The organism is Amycolatopsis sp. MtRt-6, assembly GCF_017308975.1.
Classification (GTDB): Bacteria; Actinomycetota; Actinomycetes; order Mycobacteriales; family Pseudonocardiaceae; genus Amycolatopsis.
The window spans coordinates 51,496-69,780 of record NZ_JADWPD010000012.1 but is presented as its reverse complement, the minus strand read 5'-3'; the positions used below and the strand labels follow the sequence as shown (position 1 = coordinate 69,780).

The window sequence follows — 18,285 nt, the reverse complement described above, 5'->3', positions numbered from 1 at the left end:
GTGGCAGACGTGGAACTCAGCACCGACCTCACGGCGCACGCGAAGCGGCTCGACGCCATCGGTGACGGGCTGCAGCAGGCCGTCGACGCGGCGAACCAGGTGAGCATGCCGACCGACGCGTACGGCATCCTCTGCCAGCCGTTCCGGATGCTGCTGGACCCGGTGGAGCAGTACGGGATCGACGCGCTCAAGGACGCCGTGCAGGCGATGACGGCGGTGTCGGGCAAGGTGCGCGAGGCCGCGGCGGCCTACCGCCGGTACGAGACGGGCGTCGCCGACGACCTGAACAAGTCCGCGGGCGGCGCGTGATGCCGGAGGGGAACCCGCTCGTCGCGCAGGCGAAGCAGGATCCGGACGGGCCGGGCGCGTTCACGGCGGGCAACGGCGACTACGGCTGGGCCGGCGGCATCGGCATCGCCGAGTCGTCGATGGACGCGTTCAACGGCATCAAGGACGGCGACTGGGTTTCCGGCGGCCTCGGGATGCTGTCGCTGGCGGGCGAGGTCGCCGGCGCGGCGATCGACCCGTTCGGGTACCTGATGTCGTCGGTGGCGTCGTTCCTGATGGAGCACATCCAGCCGTTGAAGGACATGCTGGATTCGCTGGCGGGCAACCCGCCGGTGATCCAGTCCTATGCGGACACCTGGGGCAACGTCTCGAAGGCGCTGGGCGAGCGCAAGACGGACTTCGACAACGCGGTCAAGAACGGCACGACGGGCTGGACCGGCGCGGGCGCGGACGCGTACCGCAAGTTCGCGGCGGAACACTCGGACGCGCTGTCGGGCGCGGCGACGGTGGCGGGTGCGATCAGCACGGTCACGATGATCATGGGCCAGGTCGTGTCGTTCGTCCGCGAGACGGTGCGGCAGCTGATCGCGGACCTGGTCGGCAAGCTGATCGCCTGGGTGATGGAGACGGTGTTCAGCCTCGGCTTCGGCACACCGGTGGTGGTGGCCCAGGCGTCGGCGGCGATCGCCAAGTGGGGCAAGAAGATCGGCGAGCTGCTCAAGAAGCTGACCGACACGATCCGGCAAGTGTCGCCGCTGCTGTCGAAGCTGGTGGATCTGTTCGAGAAGATCGCGAAGGTCTTCGGGAAGGTGCTGGGCAAGGTCAGCGGGCTCGACGGGCTGAAGGTCAAGGAGGGCGGGTTCGTCCGGAAGATCCCGAAGGAGGGCGGCGGGGTTCGTGCGCGCGCCCACGGGGACGGGGAATCGCCGGATGGCTCTTCCGGCGACTCGGGCGATCCCGGCCGCGCGGACGGGGATTCGCCGAGTTCCGACCCCGGCTCGCGCCGGAGCTCGGGCCGAGAGTCGGCGCACGGTGAGGACGGTGCGCCGTCGCACGCGGGTGACAGTTCGTCGGCGGGGCGGGACGGGTCGCCGGACGGGAGCCCGTCGACGGCGCGCTCGGGGGACGGCTCGCCTTCCCGCGGTGGGGATGGCTCGCCGGGCCGAGGTGGGGATGGTTCGCCGTCGCGTGGGGGTGACGGCACTCCCTCGCCTGCTCGTGGTGGGGACGGCACCGCGTCGCATGCCGGCGATGGCAGCCCCTCGCCCGCGCGGGGTGCCGACAGCACGCCGCACACCGGTCCCTCACCTGGCCGAAGTGGGGACAGCTCACCTGTTCGGGGCGCGGACAGCACCCCGCACGGCGGCGACACCAGCCCCTCACCTGCCCGAGGTGCGGACAGCACGCCGTCGCACGCCGGCGATGGCAGCCCTTCGCCCACCCGGGGTGCGGACAGCACGCCCTCACCCACCCGGGGTGCGGACAGCACACCGTCGCACGCCGGCGATGGCAGCCCTTCGCCCACCCGGGGTGCCGACAGCACGCCGCCGCACGGCGGCGACACCACTCCCTCGCCCGCTCGGGGCGGGGACAGCTCGCCGTCGCGTGGGGGCGATGGGGCTCCGGCTCCCGCGCACTCCGGCTCGTCGCCTGCCGCGCGCACGGATGGGTCCGATACGCCCAGCAGTGCCGCGCCGCCGCGGGCCGAGGGGACCTCGGCCAGTGGGACCGCGCCCGCCGCTCCGCGGACCAGTGCCGGGGCCGGTGATGCCGTGCCGTCGCCTCGGGGTGGGGGCGATGGGATTCCGCCGCAGGGTGGTGGCCAGCCGGCGATGGGTGGCATGCCGCCCGGTGGTGGGGCGCTCGGTGGGGGTGGTCTCGGCGGGAACGCTTCGCCGCGCACCGGTGGCGGGGCCGGCTGGACCGGTACCCCGGGCACGCCCGGCGCGCACGTCGACGCGCCCGGACGGCCCCGCACCGGCGGCGACCTCCCCGCCGGACGCCCCCGGACGCCCGACGCACCCGAGCCCGCCCCCGCGGCCCGCGGCTTCGGCCCCGGCACCCACGGCCCCGACACTCGCCCCGGCGGCCCCACACCCGCCCGCCCCAGCCCGCACGGCCCGGACGCCCGGCCCGGCGGCCCCCACGGCCCGGACAACAGCACTCCTGTCCGCACCGACACCCGGCCGGGCGGCCCCGACAACGGCGCCCCCAGCCACCCCGGTCCGCACGGCACCGACACCCGGCCCGGCGGCCCGCACAGCCCGGACAACGGCACCCCCGGCCCCCACGACAACAACCCCCACAACAACGGCCCCGGCCCGCACGACCCCGACCTCCCCCACCACACCGACCCCCTCGCCCCCGACGAGGTCAACGCCCGGCACGCCGAATCCACCCCCGCCGGCAGCTCCTACCACGCCGGCGATCCCGACATGGGCGACCTCCCCCACCGCGTCCAACCCGACCCCGACGGCCGCTACACCGTCGATGTCCACGTCACTCCGGACGGCCACGCCCGCATCGGGAACCGGCTCTACACCCCCGAAGAATTCGCCGATGTCCTGCGGCGGAACGGGGACTACGACGGCCGGCCCGTCCGGCTCATCGGGTGCGATGCCGGCTCGAACGACTTCGCGCACCGGCTCTCGCGGGAACTCGACACCGAGGTGCTCGCGCCCAGCAAGCCCGCCTGGACCGACTCGCACGGGCGTGTCTTCTCCTCCGGCTACGAAATCGGCCCGGACGGGAAGCTGCGGCCGCGCATTCCGCCCGATGGCGAGTGGAGCGTCCACCGTCCCGACGGCTCCACGCACGCGGCCGGTGACGGCGGCTTCGCCCCGGACACCCGGCACCACGATCCGCGCGATGTCGATGCCGGCAGCTCGCGGCACCGCGGTGACGACGACACCCGGCAGCGGCAGCAGCCCGGCGCCGGCCAGGACCCCGATGCCGTTCCCGAAGACCGGAATCCCCTTTCGCGGCAACAGGAACGGGAACTCACCGATCCGCAGCACCAGGCCGAGGTGCGGCGGAACCCGCAGCACGGCACGGACTTCACCCCGACCGGCGGGGACTCCGTTCCCGTCGGGCCGGGCAGCACGCACCCGGACGCGCCGCGGCCGCCGCGGGCCGGTGAACGCTTTCCCGGCGACCAGCCGCTTCAGCCGAACCGGTCCTACCAGGTCGTCGACGCCGACGGGACGCCGCGCGGCACCTACCACACCGATGGCACCGGCCGCGTCACGCACATCGACGCTTCGCACCCGAACGTGCCGCCGCGGATTCCCACCGGGCAGGCGGATCCGGCGTTCAAGCCGAACCCGGACTACCGCCCGAACCCGGACGTCACCCACCCGCACCCGGACACCACCTACCGCGTCGAGGTCGACGGGCACCACCAGACCTTCCACACCGACGCCGACGGCGTGCCGCACCCCTCGGTGCAGTACCACCGGCCGGACTTCGAAGGTCCCACCGTCGAAATCGGCCGCGACCACCCGGACGCGCCGGGCCCGCGGCAGTCCTTCGCCGAGGGCGGCCCGTACGAGCCGCACCGCCGGTACGACGTCACCGACTCCAACGGCGTCCACCGCGGCACCTTCCACACCGACGCGGACGGCCACGTCCGCTGGGCGGAGGTCGAGTCGGGCCGGATCGCGCGGACGAACCCGGACTGGCGAGCCATCGAAAACCTCCCGGGCAACCCCGAAGTCCACCTGCGGCAGCGGATCGACCCCGACGCCGAGGTGCCGCACGGCGTCGCGGACCCGGAGCGGTTCCGGGGCGCGCAGCAGCACGACGTCAAGCTGCCCAGCGGCAAGTCCTTTTTGGACTCCCACCCGGACCTCGAGCCGAACTCCAGGTACGTCGTGCACAGCGACTACCGCGAAGGCAACCGCAGGATCGACCAGGTGCGGTCGGTGTACTGGACCGACGAGCACGGGAACGTCGCGGTGGTCGAGACCTTCCGGCCGCACCACCCCGACCTCAACAACCCCGCTCCGAACATGGTCTACGACGTGGACGGCGGCCGGTTCACCTACCAGACCGGGCCCGAGGTCGACGGCGGCCCGGCCCAGACCGTGCACGGGCACTCGCACCAGCCCGAGCTCGCTCCGAGCGAAGAGCTCCTGCGGCGGGACGGCACGTCGCAGGGCGAGTCGGGCCGCCTGGGCGCGGGCATGGGGCTCTACGACGGCGGGCACATCGCCGGCAACCAGTTCCGCGGGCCCGGCGAGCTGGTCAACATGATGTCCCAGTGGCGGCCGCAGAACCAGGGCTGGCCGAAGCAGGCCGGGCCCGACCACTGGTACGCCTTCGAATCCGACCTCGCCGAGCACCTGCGGAAGGGCGGCAAGATCGACGGCATCGACGTGTTCCCGATGCGGCACGACGGCGATCTGGTCCCGCACACCATCCAAGTACGGTGGGTCGAGGTGGACGCGGCCGGCAACCGGAGCGTCCACATGCGCAGCTTCCCGAACACCCCGGCCGGAGCGTCCTGATGCGACCGGCCGCGGCACCAGAAAGGACCGGCACTCATGCCTCGTGACGCCTCGCAGTGGCGGGAGCAGTCGCACGAAGTGGGCAACGCCCTCGTCGACGTCGCGCCCCCCGGATGGCGGCGGATCGACCTGGTGAGCCGGGTCAACGTCGACGTCCAGGACTTCGTCCTCACCGTCCTGCTGGCCGACGGGAGCCAGGTTCCGGTCCCGGTGCCGGACCGGGTCGTGCCCGCCGTGCGCCGCATGCGCGACGCGTACTACGTGCCGGGCGAGGGCACGTGGTTCTCGATGCGCTACATGATCAACCCGCCCGGGCGCATCCAGACGCTGTTCAACCTGGACTGGGACCCGCACTGGGCGCCCTCGATCGACCCGGCGGGGTGGGTGCGCGACCTCGACGCCTACCCGCGCGACCCGGAGAACATCCAGCCGTGGCTGCGCGCGCGGCTCGCCGAGGCGGGCCGTCCGGTACCCGGAGACGTCCCGGTCGCGCGGCCGCGGCCGCCGCTGAACCCGCGGGAGCAGAACTGGTACTGGGACCAGATCGCGAACATCGTCGCGCTGTCCGTGCCGCCGGACTGGACGCAGGTGATGCTCACCTACCGGGCGATCGGCGGGTACACCGAACTGCCGGTGCTGGTGCGCCGGGCCACCGACGGCGGCCTGGCCCCGTGGGAGCCGCCGCGGGAGGTCGCCGAGCTGTTCGCCGAGCTGCGGGCCGCCATGTACGCCGAAGGCCGGGGCACCTGGTTCCAGGCCGTCGCGCACGTCTCGCTCAACTCCGCCATCGAGTACACGTACACGTGGGACGACGAGCCGGCGTGGGACGGGCCGCGGCCGGTGGCCGAGTTCGCCCGTGAGCTCGCGCGGTTCCCGCGGACCGGCAACGCGCTGCCCGGCTGGCTGGCCGAGGCGACAGGCGCCGCGATGACGCCGTCGAGCCCGGACGACCCGGAGGCGGCGGCCAAGGAAGCCCTGCGCGCGGCCGAAGACGCCGCGGCCGAGCTCGAGATCCCCGCGGCCCGCTACCGGATCGGCGAGGTCGCCGACGGCGCCTGGTGCCTGGTCCGCGAAGACGACGGGTGGGCGGTCTTCCGGGCCCGGGGCGACCAGCGGCTGGACCTCGCCACCTTCCCCACCGCCGTGGGCGCGGCCCGCTACTTCACCGGTCACCTCTACCTGGACCGGAGTGCGCTCCGCGACGAACTGCCGCCGGACGCCAAGCGCCCCACGGACCAGTGGCCCATCCAGCCCGTCGGCGGTGACGCCGGGTTGCAGATGTACGGCGGGAAACGCCTGGTCACGCTGCCGCCGGGCACCGAGCTGGACCGCTACGGCGACCCGGACGGCAACACGCTGTACGCCGCGCGGACCGAGTGGCCCCACCGGTCGGAGCCGGCGGAGGTCCAAAGCTGGGCCTACCACGTGTACCGCCTGCGCCGGCCCGTGCGGGCCGTCACCGGCACCGCCGTCCCCTGGTACGACCAGCCCGGCGGCGGCACGGCCTACGTGCTGGCGCGGCCGGTCGCCGACCTCCTGGCCGACGGGGCCGTCGAGGAGGTCCCGCAGGCGACGACCCGGCCGCCGGCGGCGGAGGACCGATGACCACCCCGCCGGTGCCGCTGGGCCCCGAGCAGCAACAGCAGCTCGTCAACCGGATCGGGCACGGGCTGGCGTCGCTGGCCCCGCCGGGCACCTGGCGGCAGGTCCGGGCCGAGTACCGCGCGGCCGGACGGCACATCGAAGCCGACGTCGTCGTCACCGGCCAGGACGGCGTGCCGCGCGCGGTCCAGCCGCCGCCGGAACTGCTCCAGCTCCTGGGCACGCTGCGCGCGGGCATGTACCGGCCGGGGGCGGGCACCTGGCTGGGCGCGGTGCTGACCGTCGACCCCGGGCAGGGCGTCGGCGCCGACTTCGGCTTCGACCGGGAGCCGCGGTGGCGGCGCACCCCGCCGCCGATCGGCTTCCAGGACGAGCTGCGGCTGTTCCCGCGCGCCGACCAGCAGGTCCCGGACTGGCTGCGGCGGCGCGCGGCCGGCCCGTCCGGCGAGGAGGGCGTCCGGACGCCGCGGATCTACGACGGCCTGGACGCCTCCGGCCGCCCGCTCGTCCGGCGGCCGCCGGTGGCCCCCGCCGAGGCCGGGCAGCTGCTCGCCTACCTGGACGCGGCACCGGTGATCCTGGCGTCCCGCAGCAACGGGCCCGACGCGTTCGCGCCGGACCGCACGGACGCCGTGCCGCTGAACTTCCGCACGGACGGCGTCTGGGCCTGGCCCGGCGCGGTCGCGTACTACCTGCGCGAGCACGGCGTGCCGCCGGACCCGGAGCTGGTCGCCCACATCCGGGCCCGGCGCTACACCGCGCCGGACGAGGTGTCCGAGGCCGCCACGGACCTGGCACTGGCCGCCATCACTCAGTGACATCCGGGGCTTCGCCCCGAGTCGGGGGCTCCGCCACCCGAACCCCCGAACAACTCAGACCACGCTGTAGCCGGCGTCCGCCAGGGCGATCTCGACCTCCTTGCAGTGCTCGGGCCCGCGGGTCTCCAGCGCGAGCACGACGTCGGCCTCGCCGAGGTCGAGGCTGCCCGAGATGCGCGAATGCTCGACGTCGAGCACGTTCGCGCCCAGCTCGCTGACGCACGACAGCACGCCGACCAGTGACCCCGGGCGGTCCGGGACCCGCAGCCGCAGCCGCAGGTAGCGGCCGCCCGCCGTCATGCCGTGCTGGATGATCTGCAGCAGGAGCACCGGGTCGACGTTGCCGCCCGAGAGGATGGCCACCACCGGGGGCTCGAACACGCCGGGGTGCTGCAGCAGCGCCGCGACCGTCGCCGCGCCGGCCGGCTCGACCACCAGCTTGCGCCGCTCCAGGCAGAGCAGCACCGCGCGGGACAGGAACTGCTCGGACACCGTCACGACGTCGTCGACCAGCGACTCGACGTGGGCGAAGCTGACCAAGCCGGGCTCGCCCACCGCGATCCCGTCGGCCATGGTCGAGGTCGTGCTCAGCCGCACCGGGGCGCCCGCCGCCAGCGACGGCGGGTACGCGGCGGCCTCCTCGGCCTGGACGCCGACGACGCGGACGTCCGGGCGCAGCGCCTTCACCGCCGACGCGACGCCGCCGACCAGCCCGCCGCCGCCGGTCGCGACCAGGATCGTCTTGACGCCCGGCACCTGCTCGAGGATCTCGAGGCCGACCGTGCCCTGGCCGGCGATGACGTCCGGGTGGTCGAAGGGGTGGATGAACACGGCGCCGGTCCGCTCGCCGAACTCGATGGCGGCCCGGAGCGTCTCCTCCAGGAGGGCGCCGTGGAGGTGGACGTCGGCGCCGTAGCCGCGGGTGGCGGCGAGCTTCGGCAGCGGGGCCCGCAGCGGCATGAAGACGGTCGACTTGGCGCCCAGCAGCGACGACGCCAGCGCGACGCCCTGCGCGTGGTTGCCGGCGCTGGCCGCGACGACGCCGCGTTCGCGTTCGGCCTCGGTCAGGCCGTGGATGCGGGTGTAGGCGCCGCGGATCTTGAACGACCCCGTCCGCTGCAGGTTTTCGCACTTCAGGTGCACTGGGCCGCCGTGGAGCCGGCGCAGGTCGCGCGCGTGCTCCATCGGCGTCACCCGGGTCACTCCTTTGAGGAGCTCCCGGGCGGCCTGGATCCGCTCGAGGGTGACGAGTTCCATGCGGCGGACTATGCCACTCAGGAACTCCACAGGTTGACCGGACCATCGGCCGGGTACCCTGGGACGCGTCAACAGGCGGTAAACAAGGAGCAACCTATGGCATCCGGGAACGACGCGAACGCCGCCCGACGGGCTCGCGCCACCCGCTCCGCCGGCCTGCTCCCGCTCGTGGTCGGGCTGGCCTCGGCCGCCGCGCTCACCGGCGCCGCGTACTTCACGGTGGACAGCGCCTCGTGCGGCGCCCCCGCCCAGTACATCCGCCACGACAGCCACGTCGAGCTGGTCGGCGGCTGCGTCGACGGCGCGAAGCTGCCGGCCACCGGCACGCCGGCGACCGGCGGTGCGGCGCACGGCAACTACAACCCCTGACCTGGTGGGTTACCCCCGTGTGCCCGGGGAACACGAAAGTGCCTTCTTCCGCAGGTCGTGCGGGTCGTCGATGATCACCGGGTGACCACCGTTTACGAGCCGGGCCGCGGTCCCGGCCCCGCCAAGCCCACCGAAGAAGCGTCGAGCCGGCTGCTGGGCGCCCACAGCCTGGGCGCGCTGGCCACGGTCAACCGAGGTGGCTTCCCGCACCTGTCCACTGTCGCCTACGCGTGGGATCCGGCGGAGCGCGTCGTGCGGATCGGGTCGACGGCGGGACGCGCGAAGGTGCGCCAGCTGGCGCGTGACCCGCACGCGTCGCTGTACGTCAGCAGCGACGACCACCTGGCCTTCGCCGTCGCGGAGGGCGTGGCCGAGGTGTCGCCGGTCAGCTCGGTGCCCGGGGACGAGACCGGCCGGGCGCTGCTCGCGATGCAGGCGCCGTTCGACGACCCCGGGGCCGAGGCCGCGTTCCTGCGGAACATGGTCGAAGACCGCCGCGTGGTGATCACGCTCCGGGTGGAACGGCTCTACGGCGGCGGTCTCGACGTGCGCTGACCAGAGCGCCCCAATGTGGCCTTCGGTGCGTCCAACGCACCCAATGTGGCCTTCGGTGCGTTGAGCGCAACCAAGGCCACATTGGGGCGCTTGGGGCTCAGCCCAGGGCGGCCAGCAGGTCGGCCACCAGGTCGCGGCCGTCCTCGATGCCGACCGAGAGGCGCAGCAGGTCGGCCGGGACCTGGAGGGTCGACCCCGCCGTGCTCGCGTGGGTCATCTTGCCCGGGTGCTCGATCAGCGACTCGATGCCGCCGAGCGACTCGGCGAGGATGAACAGCTTCGTGCGCGAAGCCACTTCCAGGGCCGCCGCTTCGCCGTCGACGTGGCTGAAGGACACCATGCCGCCGAAGCGGCGCATCTGCTTCGCCGCCGTCTCGTGGCCCGGGTGCTCCGGCAGGCCCGGGTAGTAGACCTTGGCCACCTTGGGGTGGTTGACCAGCGCCTGGACGATCTTCTCGGCGTTGTCGCTGTGCCGCTCCATGCGCAGGGCGAGGGTCTTGATGCCGCGCAGGGTCAGCCACGCGTCGAACGGCCCCGGCACCGCGCCCGCGGCGTTGCGCAGGTAGAAGAACTGCTCGCGCAGCTCGTCTTCGTTCGTGATGATCGCGCCGCCGACGACGTCGGAGTGGCCGCCGAGGTACTTCGTCGTCGAGTGCAGGACGATGTCGGCGCCCAGCGCCAGCGGGTTCTGCAGGTACGGCGTCGCGAAGGTGTTGTCGACCACCAGGCGGGCGCCGGCGTCGTGCGCGACCCCGGCCAGCGCGGCGATGTCGGCGATGCCGAGCATCGGGTTGGTCGGCGACTCGCACCAGATCAGCTTGGTCTCGGGCCGGATCGCGGCCCGCACCTCGTCGAGGTTCGCCAGGTCGGCGACGGTGTGCTCGACGCCCCACAGGCTGAGCACCTTGTCGATCAGGCGGAACGTGCCGCCGTACGCGTCGTTGCCGAGCACGAGGTGGTCACCGGGGCGGAGGGTACTGCGCAGCACCACGTCGGAGGCGGCCATGCCGGAGGCGAAGGCCAGCGCGTGCCGGGCGCCTTCCAGCGAGGCCAGCGCCTCCTCCAGCGCCGACCGGGTCGGGTTCGCGGTGCGCGAGTACTCGTAGTCGCCCTCGCGGGTCCCGCCCACGCCGTCCTGCGCGTAGGTCGAGGTCTGGTAGATCGGCACGATCACCGCGCCGGTGCGGGGGTCGGGCTGCTGACCGGCGTGGATCGCGCGCGTCTCGAAGCCCAATACGGAGTAGTCGTCCACCATTGGTTCAGCGTACGGGCCGCCTCCGACATTCCCGTCAGGTGGGATGGATCTCAGAGCCGGGTCCAGCGGCGGGTGGCCGGCAGGGCCGCCAGCACCAGCAGGGCCACAAACGGCACCGCGATGACGATCGCGCGCGGCGCATCGGGATCGATGCCCGTGGGCCCGCCCACGATGAAGAGGATGCGCTGGTGGCGGAGCGCGAGGCCGACGATCGGCGCGACCAGCCCGAGGACCGCGGCCACCAGGCACAGCACGCGGCCCGCCTCCACGCGCGCGAGCAGCGAGGTTCCGCCGAGCAGGAGGAGCAGGCCGATGACCGCGTCGGTGATCTGGCCGGGGACCAGCAGGTCCTGCTGCCCGAAGCCGTAGACGAGGCTCCACCAGAAGATGCCCGTCAGGAACCACAGGCCGCCGAGCACGGCGAGCACCCCGGCCGTGATCGCGGTCGCCGCGCCGGGCTTCGGCGGTGCTGCGACGTCCATCACCAGCTCCGCGACGAGGACGAGTAGGCACCCTGGCCGGACAGCACCGGCAGCACCGACGTGCGGTAGCGCAGGTACCGGAACGTCGGCGGCAGGAACGCCAGCACCAGCACCAGCACCGCCAGCGCGGCGAGGCCGACGCGGTCGACCATGGCGAACCCGCCGTGGGTGAACATCGCGTCGACGAAGCGGGCCGGGGGCACACCCACCGACATCGGCTCGGTCAGCAGGGCGCCGATGGCCAGGAGCGCGCCGAGGCCGAGCAGGACCGCGCCCGCCGTCGCGCGGAACAGCGTCGCCAGGGAACCGAGGAGCAGCACGAGGCCCGCGACGACGTACCCGGCCAGGTCCACCAGCACCCAGGTGGGCAACGCGCCGAGGCTGAATTCGGCGGGCATGTCGAGGAAGATCTTGACCGGCACGTACCCGGCGGCGACCGCGGCCGGAAATCCGAGCAGCGCGGCGAGGACCGCCGTTACTCCGGATGGCCGAGTCGATGAATACGAATGCGAACGCGACACCGGATATCCGTGCGGACCGGTCACAACTCCCCCATCAGCCGAGCGCGGGACGACGGCGCTCACCCTAGTGGGAATTCCCGGAAGCGGTCCCGAAAAAGAACGGAATTCGGCCGGACGGCGGAACCCAAGATCATTTTTGTACGGTAGCGGCAGAAATCCTGTCACGCGGTCACGGGCCGTGCTGATATCCACCCCATTGTCCTCTTCGGACAATTGCGAATCCCGCCATGAATGCAGCGTGCCCCGGAGCCGAATCGGCTCCGGGGCACGAAGAGGTGCGCTAGTTCACCATTGCTGCTGCTGCGGGGGCTGCCCCGGCTGGCCGAAGCCACCGCTCGGCGGGCCCTGCTGGCCCGGCGGCTGGCCCCAGCCCTGCGGCGGCTGGCCTGGCTGGCCCGGCTGGCCGTAACCCTGACCCGGCTGACCAGGCTGGCCGTACCCGCCCGGCTGTCCCGGCTGGCCGTACTCGCCCGGCTGGCCCGGCTGACCGAAGCCGCCCGGCTGGCCGTACCCACCCGGCTGCCCCGGCTGCGGGAAACCCCCGCTCGACGGGTTGGCCCCACCGGGCTGACCCGGCTGGCCGTACCCGCCCGGCTGGCCCGGCTGCGGGAACCCGCCGCTGGACGGGTTGGGCCCGCCCGGCTGACCGAAGCCGCCCGGCTGACCCGGCTGGCCGTAACCCTGACCCGGCTGGCCGTAGCCACCGGGCTGGCCCGGCTGGCCGAACCCACCCGGCTGGCCGTACCCGCCCGGAGGGCCACCGAAGCCCTGCGGCGGTCCGCCGAAGCCCTGCGGCCCGCCCGGCGCGGCACCGCCGTCGCCGAGGCCGACGAACTGCTGCGTCGCCGGGACCAGTCCGAGGACGCCGGCGATGAGGATGAGGACGCCGAGGATCAGCGGCGGCAGCCCGAGGCCGAAAGTGTCCTTTTCGGACGCGGACGCCTGCGCGAGCGTCTCGGCGTTCGGCGTCATGCCGATCTTCAGCAGCAGAGCGAAGATCGTGAGCAGCGCGCCACCCGCGACGATCGCGATCGGGACGAACTTCTTGAGCCCACCCAGCTTGCCGGCGAGCGCCAGCCCGACACCGCCGGCCAGCGCGATCAGCGAGCCCAGCAGGATCATGATCACGTAGAACCAGACCAGGCCCGGGCCGATGAGCCCGGCCGCGTCGAGCACCCGCTGGATCGCCGCCTGGTCCGGAGCGCGGTCGAAGATCGCCGAGTAGTCGCTCGCGTCGCCCATGTAGCTGAACGAGTAGATCAGCGCGACCAGGCCCAGCACGGCGACCACGCCACCGGCGATGTAGCCGAACAGGGCGTTGCCACCCCCGGCCGAGCCGCCGAACTGCGGCGGCTGGCCGCCGAAGCCGGGCTGCTGCCCGAAGCCGGGAGCGCCGAAGCCCTGCGGCGGCTGACCCGGCTGCCCCGGCTGGCCGAAGCCCTGCTGCTGCCCATAACCACCCGGCTGCTGCCCGAACCCGCCCGGCTGCTGGCCGTAACCACCGGGCTGCTGGCCGAAGGCCGCGGCCGGGTTGTCGGCCGCGCTCGGCGGCGGGGTGTACGGGATCGCCGGCGGCTGGGAGCCCGGGGGCACCAGCTGCGTCGAGTCCGCGACCGGGGCGTCGCCGCCGCCGACCGGGCTCACCATCTGGGTCGCGTTCGCGTCGACCGGCGGCATGGCCTGGGTCGCGCCCGCCCCGCCGTCACCCGGCTGGACCGGCTGGACGACCTGGGTCGGCTCCGGCGTCTCCCCGAACGGGGAACCGCCCTGGGACTGGGCGGGCTGGACGACCTGGGTCGGTTCCGGGCTGCCGAACGGGTCCTGCTGCGGCTGGGGGCCACTCGGCGGGCCCTGAGGTGGCTGGCCGCCACCCCACGGCTGGTTCGGTGGCTGCGGTGCACTCATGTGGGTCTTGAACCCCCTTGACGAGGACGCGAAAGTGTTCTACTCGCGCCCACGCTATCGGATCGCCCGGCAGGGCGCTCGTAACGCCCCTGCCGGGTCCGCCGATTAAGTCCTTCTTGAGGCTCGGTCAGCGACCGGCCAGGAAGCCCAGGAGGTCGTGCCGGGTGACGACGCCGGCCGGCTTGCCGTCGACCAGCACGAGCGCGCCGTCGGCCCCTTCGAGGGCGGTCATCGCCGCGCCCACCTGCTCGCTGCCGCCGATCGTCGGCAGCGGCGGGGACATGTGCTGCTCGAGCCGGTCGGCCAGCTGCGCCTTGCCGGTGAACAGGGCGTCGAGCAGGTCACGCTCGTTGACGGCGCCGACGACCTCGGCCGCCATCACCGGTGGCTCCGCGCTGACGACGGGCATCTGGCTCACGCCGAATTCGGAGAGGATCGCGATGGCCTCGGCGACGGTCTCGTTCGGGTGAGAGTGCACCAGATCGGGCAGCGAGCCGCTCTTCTTCGTGAGCACGTCGGCGACCGTCGCGCCCGAGGAGTCGGGCGGCAGGAAGCCGTAGGACGACATCCACGTGTCGTTGAACACCTTCGTGAGGTAGCCGCGGCCGCCGTCGGGCAGCAGCACGACCACGACGTCGTCCTCGGTGAGCCGCTCGGCGAGCTTCAGCGCGGCGGCGACGGCCATCCCGCAGGAGCCGCCGACCAGCAGGCCCTCCTCCAGCGCGAGGCGGCGGGTGACCTGGAAGGAGTCGGCGTCGGAGACCGGGATGATCTCGTCGGCGATGCCGCGGTCGTAGGTGTCCGGCCAGAAGTCCTCGCCGACACCTTCGACCAGGTACGGGCGGCCGCTGCCGCCGGAGTAGACCGAGCCCTCCGGGTCGGCGCCGACGACCTGCACGGCGCCGTCGCTGACCTCCTTGAGGTACCTGCCGGTGCCGGAGATCGTGCCGCCGGTGCCGACGCCCGCGACGAAGTGCGTGATCTTCCCGTCCGTCTGCTTCCACAGCTCGGGGCCGGTCGAGTGGTAGTGGCTCTCCGGGTTCTGCGGGTTGGCGTACTGGTTGGGCTTCCAGGCGCCCTCGATCTCGCGGACCAGGCGGTCGGAGACGTTGTAGTAGGAGTCCGGGTGCTCGGGCGGCACCGCCGTCGGGCACACCACGACGCGGGCGCCGTACGCCTTGAGCACGTTGCGCTTGTCTTCGCTGACCTTGTCCGGGCAGACGAACACGCACTGGTAGCCCTTGCGCTGGGCGACCATGGCCAGCCCGACGCCGGTGTTGCCGGACGTCGGCTCGACGATCGTGCCGCCCGGGCGCAGCTCGCCGGAAGCTTCGGCGGCCTCGATCATGCGCAGCGCGATCCGGTCCTTGACCGAGCCACCCGGGTTCAGGTACTCGACCTTGGCCAGCACGAGCGGCTTGAGCCCCTTGGCCAACGAGTTCAGCTTGACCAGCGGGGTGTTGCCCACGAGGTCTGCGATGTGCTCTGCGTACTCCACGACACCAGCCTACTGTGCCGATCGTCGCTGGTCCGACCACAGTCACGGCCGAATGGCCGTGGAGCACCGGTTACGTGCCGCCCTGGGGGGCGGCCTGCTTTTGGCCGGATCAGCAACGGGTGGCCCCGTGGCGTTGTCTACTCAGCAGGGCCTGACACCGGGCGAGCTCCGGGTGCGCGTCGGCGATGCCGGGCAGCGAGCGCGGGGCCGGGCCGCCCGGCGGGGACCTCAGGCGGCCACCAAGCCGCTCGTCCGCACCGGTACCGGCCCGAGGGCCGCTGCACGCTGAGCCGTCATCCCGTCCCGGAGGTTCCGCCCGGCGTCGATGGCCGTGCAGCCGGTCCGTAGGGACAGGGACGTCCAGTAAGCGTTCTGGACCTTCATCATCGCCAGTTCACCTCCTGCGTGGAATGGCGACTTCTTTCTCGGGTGGGACGATCCTATCGGCCCGCCGGTTGCCCGGGTTCATCCTTTCGTGTCAATTCCCGCAGGCCGTCCTCGTCGGGGCCCGGCCGTTCTTCCCAGCCCGGCGGCCAGGTCCGCGGAAACCCCTGCTTGGCCCGCGCGCCGGCGAGCCGGGCCGCCGACTTGGTGCCAAAATCGGCGGGACCAGCGAAAACGGCGCCGTTGAAGCTCTCGCGTTCGCCGCCGAAAACGGTTCCGCGGAAATCGGCACGGCCCTTGAATTCCGCCTTGTTGAAGTCGGCCTTGGTGCGGAATTCGGTGCCCCGAAACGACGTCAGTTCGAGAAACTCCGCGTCGTAGCAGGTGATCGACCGGATCGAGCAGTGCGTCAGGGTCAGCCCGACCAGCCTCGCCCCCGAGAAGTCGAGGTCGATGTCCGGCCAGAAGGCTTCGTTCGGCTGCGCCGCGGAGCTAGGCCGCAGGTGCAGCAGCAGGATCCGCTGCGCGGTCTTGCGCACCTGCAGCTCTTCGGCGTTCTTCTCGCTGTGCTTGTACGGCATCCGCAGGTAGGCACAGAGGACGTTGACGATGGTCTGCCGGTGCTCGGCGTACCCGGCGGCCAGCCGTTCCAGCGCGTAGAGACCGGCGAGGCGGACCGGGGCCTTGTCGCTGCCCAGCTGGTCGGCGGCCTTGCCGTAGATCTCGGTGACCCGGCGTTCGGTGGCGTCGTGGTCCTTCTGCACCAGGTCCAGCTCGGCCGACCGCTGCCGCCGCGCGGCGAGCAGCAGGGCGGCGGCACCCCCGGTGCCGACGACGATGTTGGCCGCGGTCCTCAGCGCGTCGAGCCGGGCCGAGTCCTCCGGGCGGCCGCCGCCCAGCAGCGTCAGCAGCGCCGCCGCGGCGACCCCGGCCACCACCAGCAGCCCGGCGCCCCACAGCACGATGGTCCTGGTCCGCAGCACCCGCTCGAGCCGGTTCCCCACAGGGTGATCCTGCCAGTCGGGGAACCCGGAATCCACGCAACAAATCCTGGCTTCGTGCGGGTGCCCGCGCAGGCGCCTCGCTGGGAGCGTCGTCCCTGCGATTCCGCCGCTCCCACCGGAGGTAGACCATGCGCACCGCAACCCGCTGGATCACCGGGATGACCGGGGCCGTGCTGGCCCTGCTCGCTCTCGGGACGACGCCGGCCAGTGCCGAGAGCACCAATTTCGACATCCCGTCCAGCATCACCAGCAGCACTCAGCCGTCGCACGCCGCACTGGAGGCGGACACCCGGCCGGCCGCCGACGCGAAGTGCGTGAACAAGTACGGGTTCCGGGCCCGGGGGGTCACGGCCGTGGGCTGGGGAGGCGGCCCCGGCCACTGGCAGGTCACCTGGCGGTGCGACAGCAACTAGGCGGCAGATCCGGAGTCCGGGGTGCCGGACAACCTCACAGCCGCTCCGGCTTTCTCCCGGCCGCCGTACCCGGCAGTATGGTGAGCAACTGCTTAGCTCGCGATACGAGGATGTGTCCCGTCATGCCTGAAGCCGTCATCGTCTCCACCGCGCGCTCCCCGATCGGGCGCGCCAACAAGGGTTCCCTGGTCGGCATGCGGCCCGACGACCTGACCGCGCAGATGGTCGCGGCGGCGCTGGCCAAGGTGCCGCAGCTCGACCCGGCCGACATCGACGACCTGATGCTCGGCTGCGGCCTGCCGGGCGGCGAGTCCGGGTTCAACATGGGCCGCGCGGTCGCCGTCGAACTGGGCTACGACCACCTGCCCGGCTGCACGATCACCCGGTACTGCTCCTCCAGCCTGCAGACCACCCGGATGGCGTTCCACGCGATCAAGGCAGGCGAGGGCGACGTCTTCATCTCGGCCGGCGTCGAGACGGTCTCGCGGTTCGGCAAGGGCAGCTCGGACTCCTGGCCCGACACGCACAACCCGCTGTTCGCCGACGCCGAGGCGCGCACGAAGGCGACCGCCGAGTCCGGCGCCGACTCGTGGACCGACCCGCGCACCACCGGTGACGTCCCGGACGTCTACATCGCGATGGGCCAGACCGCGGAGAACCTGGCGCGGCTGAAGGGCGTCACGCGCGAGGAGATGGACGAGTTCGGCGTGCGCTCGCAGAACCTGGCCGAAAAGGCCCTCGCGGACGGCTTCTGGGCCAAGGACATCACCCCGGTGACGCTGCCGGACGGCACGGTCGTCTCGAAGGACGACGGCCCCCGCGCCGGTGTCACCCTGGAAGGCGTCTCCGGCCTGAAGCCGGTGTTCCGCCCCGACGGCCGCGTCACGGCGGGCAACTGCTGCGCGCTCAACGACGGCGCGGCGGCACTGGTGATCATGTCCGACACGAAGGCGCGCGAGCTGGGCCTGACGCCGCTGGCGCGGATCGTGTCCACCGGCGTCACCGGGCTTTCGCCGGAGATCATGGGCTACGGCCCGGTCGAGGCGTCGAAGCAGGCGCTGTCGCGCGCGGGGCTGTCGATCGGCGACATCGACCTGGTCGAGATCAACGAGGCGTTCGCGGCGCAGGTCATTCCGTCCTACCAGGACCTGGGCATCGAGCTGGACCGGCTGAACGTCAACGGCGGCGCGATCGCGGTGGGCCACCCGTTCGGCATGACGGGCGCCCGGATCACGTCGACGCTGATCAATTCCCTGCAGCACCACGACAAGCAGTTCGGCCTCGAGACGATGTGCGTCGGCGGCGGCCAGGGCATGGCGCTGATCATCGAGCGCCTTTCCTGAGGCTGCCAGCGGCCCCGGTCGTGGGGGGGGGTTGTGGGGTTGTGTAGACTATATAAAAAACAACAAAAACCCCACGACCACCC

Annotated in this window: 16 protein-coding genes; 8 read left to right on the top strand and 8 right to left on the bottom strand. The window is 72.7% G+C overall.

Translation table 11 applies throughout. The annotated features are described in order from the left end of the window. From I4Q55_RS21370 to I4Q55_RS21355, 4 genes are read left to right on the top strand one after another with little or no spacing between them, the layout of a single operon-like run. Positions 1 to 309 (top strand): type VII secretion target, encoded by a 309-nt coding sequence (locus tag I4Q55_RS21370; protein WP_206790018.1) that lies wholly within the window; start codon positions 1 to 3, stop codon positions 307 to 309. Then, positions 309 to 4,796, top strand: a complete 4,488-nt coding sequence (locus tag I4Q55_RS50195; RefSeq protein WP_206790016.1) for a DNA/RNA non-specific endonuclease — start codon at positions 309 to 311, stop codon at positions 4,794 to 4,796. The genes I4Q55_RS21370 and I4Q55_RS50195 overlap by 1 nt, the downstream gene beginning before the upstream one ends. A 36-nt stretch (positions 4,797 to 4,832) precedes the next feature. After that, a complete protein-coding gene (locus I4Q55_RS21360; RefSeq protein WP_206790015.1) occupies positions 4,833 to 6,401 on the top strand; it encodes a TNT domain-containing protein in 1,569 nt (522 codons plus the stop codon). Beyond that, complete coding sequence (locus I4Q55_RS21355) at positions 6,398 to 7,216, top strand: ferredoxin (protein WP_206790014.1); 819 nt, start codon at positions 6,398 to 6,400, stop codon at positions 7,214 to 7,216. The genes I4Q55_RS21360 and I4Q55_RS21355 overlap by 4 nt, the downstream gene beginning before the upstream one ends. Positions 7,217 to 7,270: 54 nt before the next feature. Here the strand turns inward: I4Q55_RS21355 and ilvA are convergent, their stop codons facing one another. After that, entirely contained in the window at positions 7,271 to 8,473 is a 1,203-nt protein-coding gene (gene ilvA / locus I4Q55_RS21350; protein WP_206790013.1) for a threonine ammonia-lyase, read from the bottom strand. A gap of 96 nt (positions 8,474 to 8,569) precedes the next feature. On the opposite strand from ilvA, the gene I4Q55_RS21345 reads away from it, so the two are divergent. Together I4Q55_RS21345 and I4Q55_RS21340 are read left to right on the top strand one after the other, a co-directional pair. Then, positions 8,570 to 8,842: a hypothetical protein gene (locus I4Q55_RS21345; RefSeq protein WP_206790012.1), complete on the top strand. Its 273-nt coding sequence runs from the start codon at positions 8,570 to 8,572 to the stop codon at positions 8,840 to 8,842. A gap of 81 nt (positions 8,843 to 8,923) precedes the next feature. After that, positions 8,924 to 9,397 (top strand): TIGR03618 family F420-dependent PPOX class oxidoreductase, encoded by a 474-nt coding sequence (locus I4Q55_RS21340; RefSeq protein ID WP_206790011.1) that lies wholly within the window; start codon positions 8,924 to 8,926, stop codon positions 9,395 to 9,397. Between the two features lie 97 nt (positions 9,398 to 9,494). On the opposite strand, the gene I4Q55_RS21335 is transcribed toward I4Q55_RS21340, so the two are convergent. The 7 genes from I4Q55_RS21335 to I4Q55_RS21305 form a co-directional block, all read right to left on the bottom strand. Next, positions 9,495 to 10,652, bottom strand: a complete 1,158-nt coding sequence (locus I4Q55_RS21335) for a cystathionine gamma-synthase (RefSeq protein WP_206790010.1) — start codon at positions 10,650 to 10,652, stop codon at positions 9,495 to 9,497. A gap of 50 nt (positions 10,653 to 10,702) precedes the next feature. After that, on the bottom strand, positions 10,703 to 11,134 hold the full coding sequence (locus I4Q55_RS21330; RefSeq protein WP_206790009.1) for a hypothetical protein: 432 nt from the start codon (positions 11,132 to 11,134) through the stop codon (positions 10,703 to 10,705). After that, entirely contained in the window at positions 11,134 to 11,655 is a 522-nt protein-coding gene (locus I4Q55_RS21325; protein ID WP_307793274.1) for a hypothetical protein, read from the bottom strand. Before I4Q55_RS21325 ends, I4Q55_RS21330 begins: the two co-directional genes overlap by 1 nt. A gap of 285 nt (positions 11,656 to 11,940) precedes the next feature. Further along, the gene (locus I4Q55_RS21320) at positions 11,941 to 13,560 is read right to left on the bottom strand and encodes a hypothetical protein (RefSeq protein ID WP_206790007.1); all 1,620 of its coding nucleotides are present in this window, start codon (positions 13,558 to 13,560) and stop codon (positions 11,941 to 11,943) included. 127 nt (positions 13,561 to 13,687) lie between these two features. Then, positions 13,688 to 15,058 carry a cystathionine beta-synthase gene (locus tag I4Q55_RS21315; RefSeq protein ID WP_206790005.1) on the bottom strand — a complete coding sequence of 457 codons (1,371 nt, stop codon included), beginning with the start codon at positions 15,056 to 15,058 and terminating at the stop codon, positions 13,688 to 13,690. Positions 15,059 to 15,286: 228 nt separating this feature from the next. After that, positions 15,287 to 15,445 carry a hypothetical protein gene (locus tag I4Q55_RS21310; RefSeq protein WP_206790003.1) on the bottom strand — a complete coding sequence of 53 codons (159 nt, stop codon included), beginning with the start codon at positions 15,443 to 15,445 and terminating at the stop codon, positions 15,287 to 15,289. Between the two features lie 53 nt (positions 15,446 to 15,498). Next, positions 15,499 to 16,446 carry a pentapeptide repeat-containing protein gene (locus I4Q55_RS21305; RefSeq protein WP_206790002.1) on the bottom strand — a complete coding sequence of 316 codons (948 nt, stop codon included), beginning with the start codon at positions 16,444 to 16,446 and terminating at the stop codon, positions 15,499 to 15,501. 128 nt (positions 16,447 to 16,574) lie between these two features. On the opposite strand from I4Q55_RS21305, the gene I4Q55_RS21300 reads away from it, so the two are divergent. Further along, positions 16,575 to 16,859, top strand: a complete 285-nt coding sequence (locus I4Q55_RS21300; RefSeq protein ID WP_206790001.1) for a hypothetical protein — start codon at positions 16,575 to 16,577, stop codon at positions 16,857 to 16,859. A 122-nt stretch (positions 16,860 to 16,981) separates the two neighbouring features. Continuing rightward, positions 16,982 to 18,202, top strand: coding sequence for an acetyl-CoA C-acetyltransferase (locus I4Q55_RS21295; RefSeq protein WP_206790000.1), 1,221 nt, complete (start codon positions 16,982 to 16,984; stop codon positions 18,200 to 18,202). Positions 18,203 to 18,285: the final 83 nt, after the last annotated feature.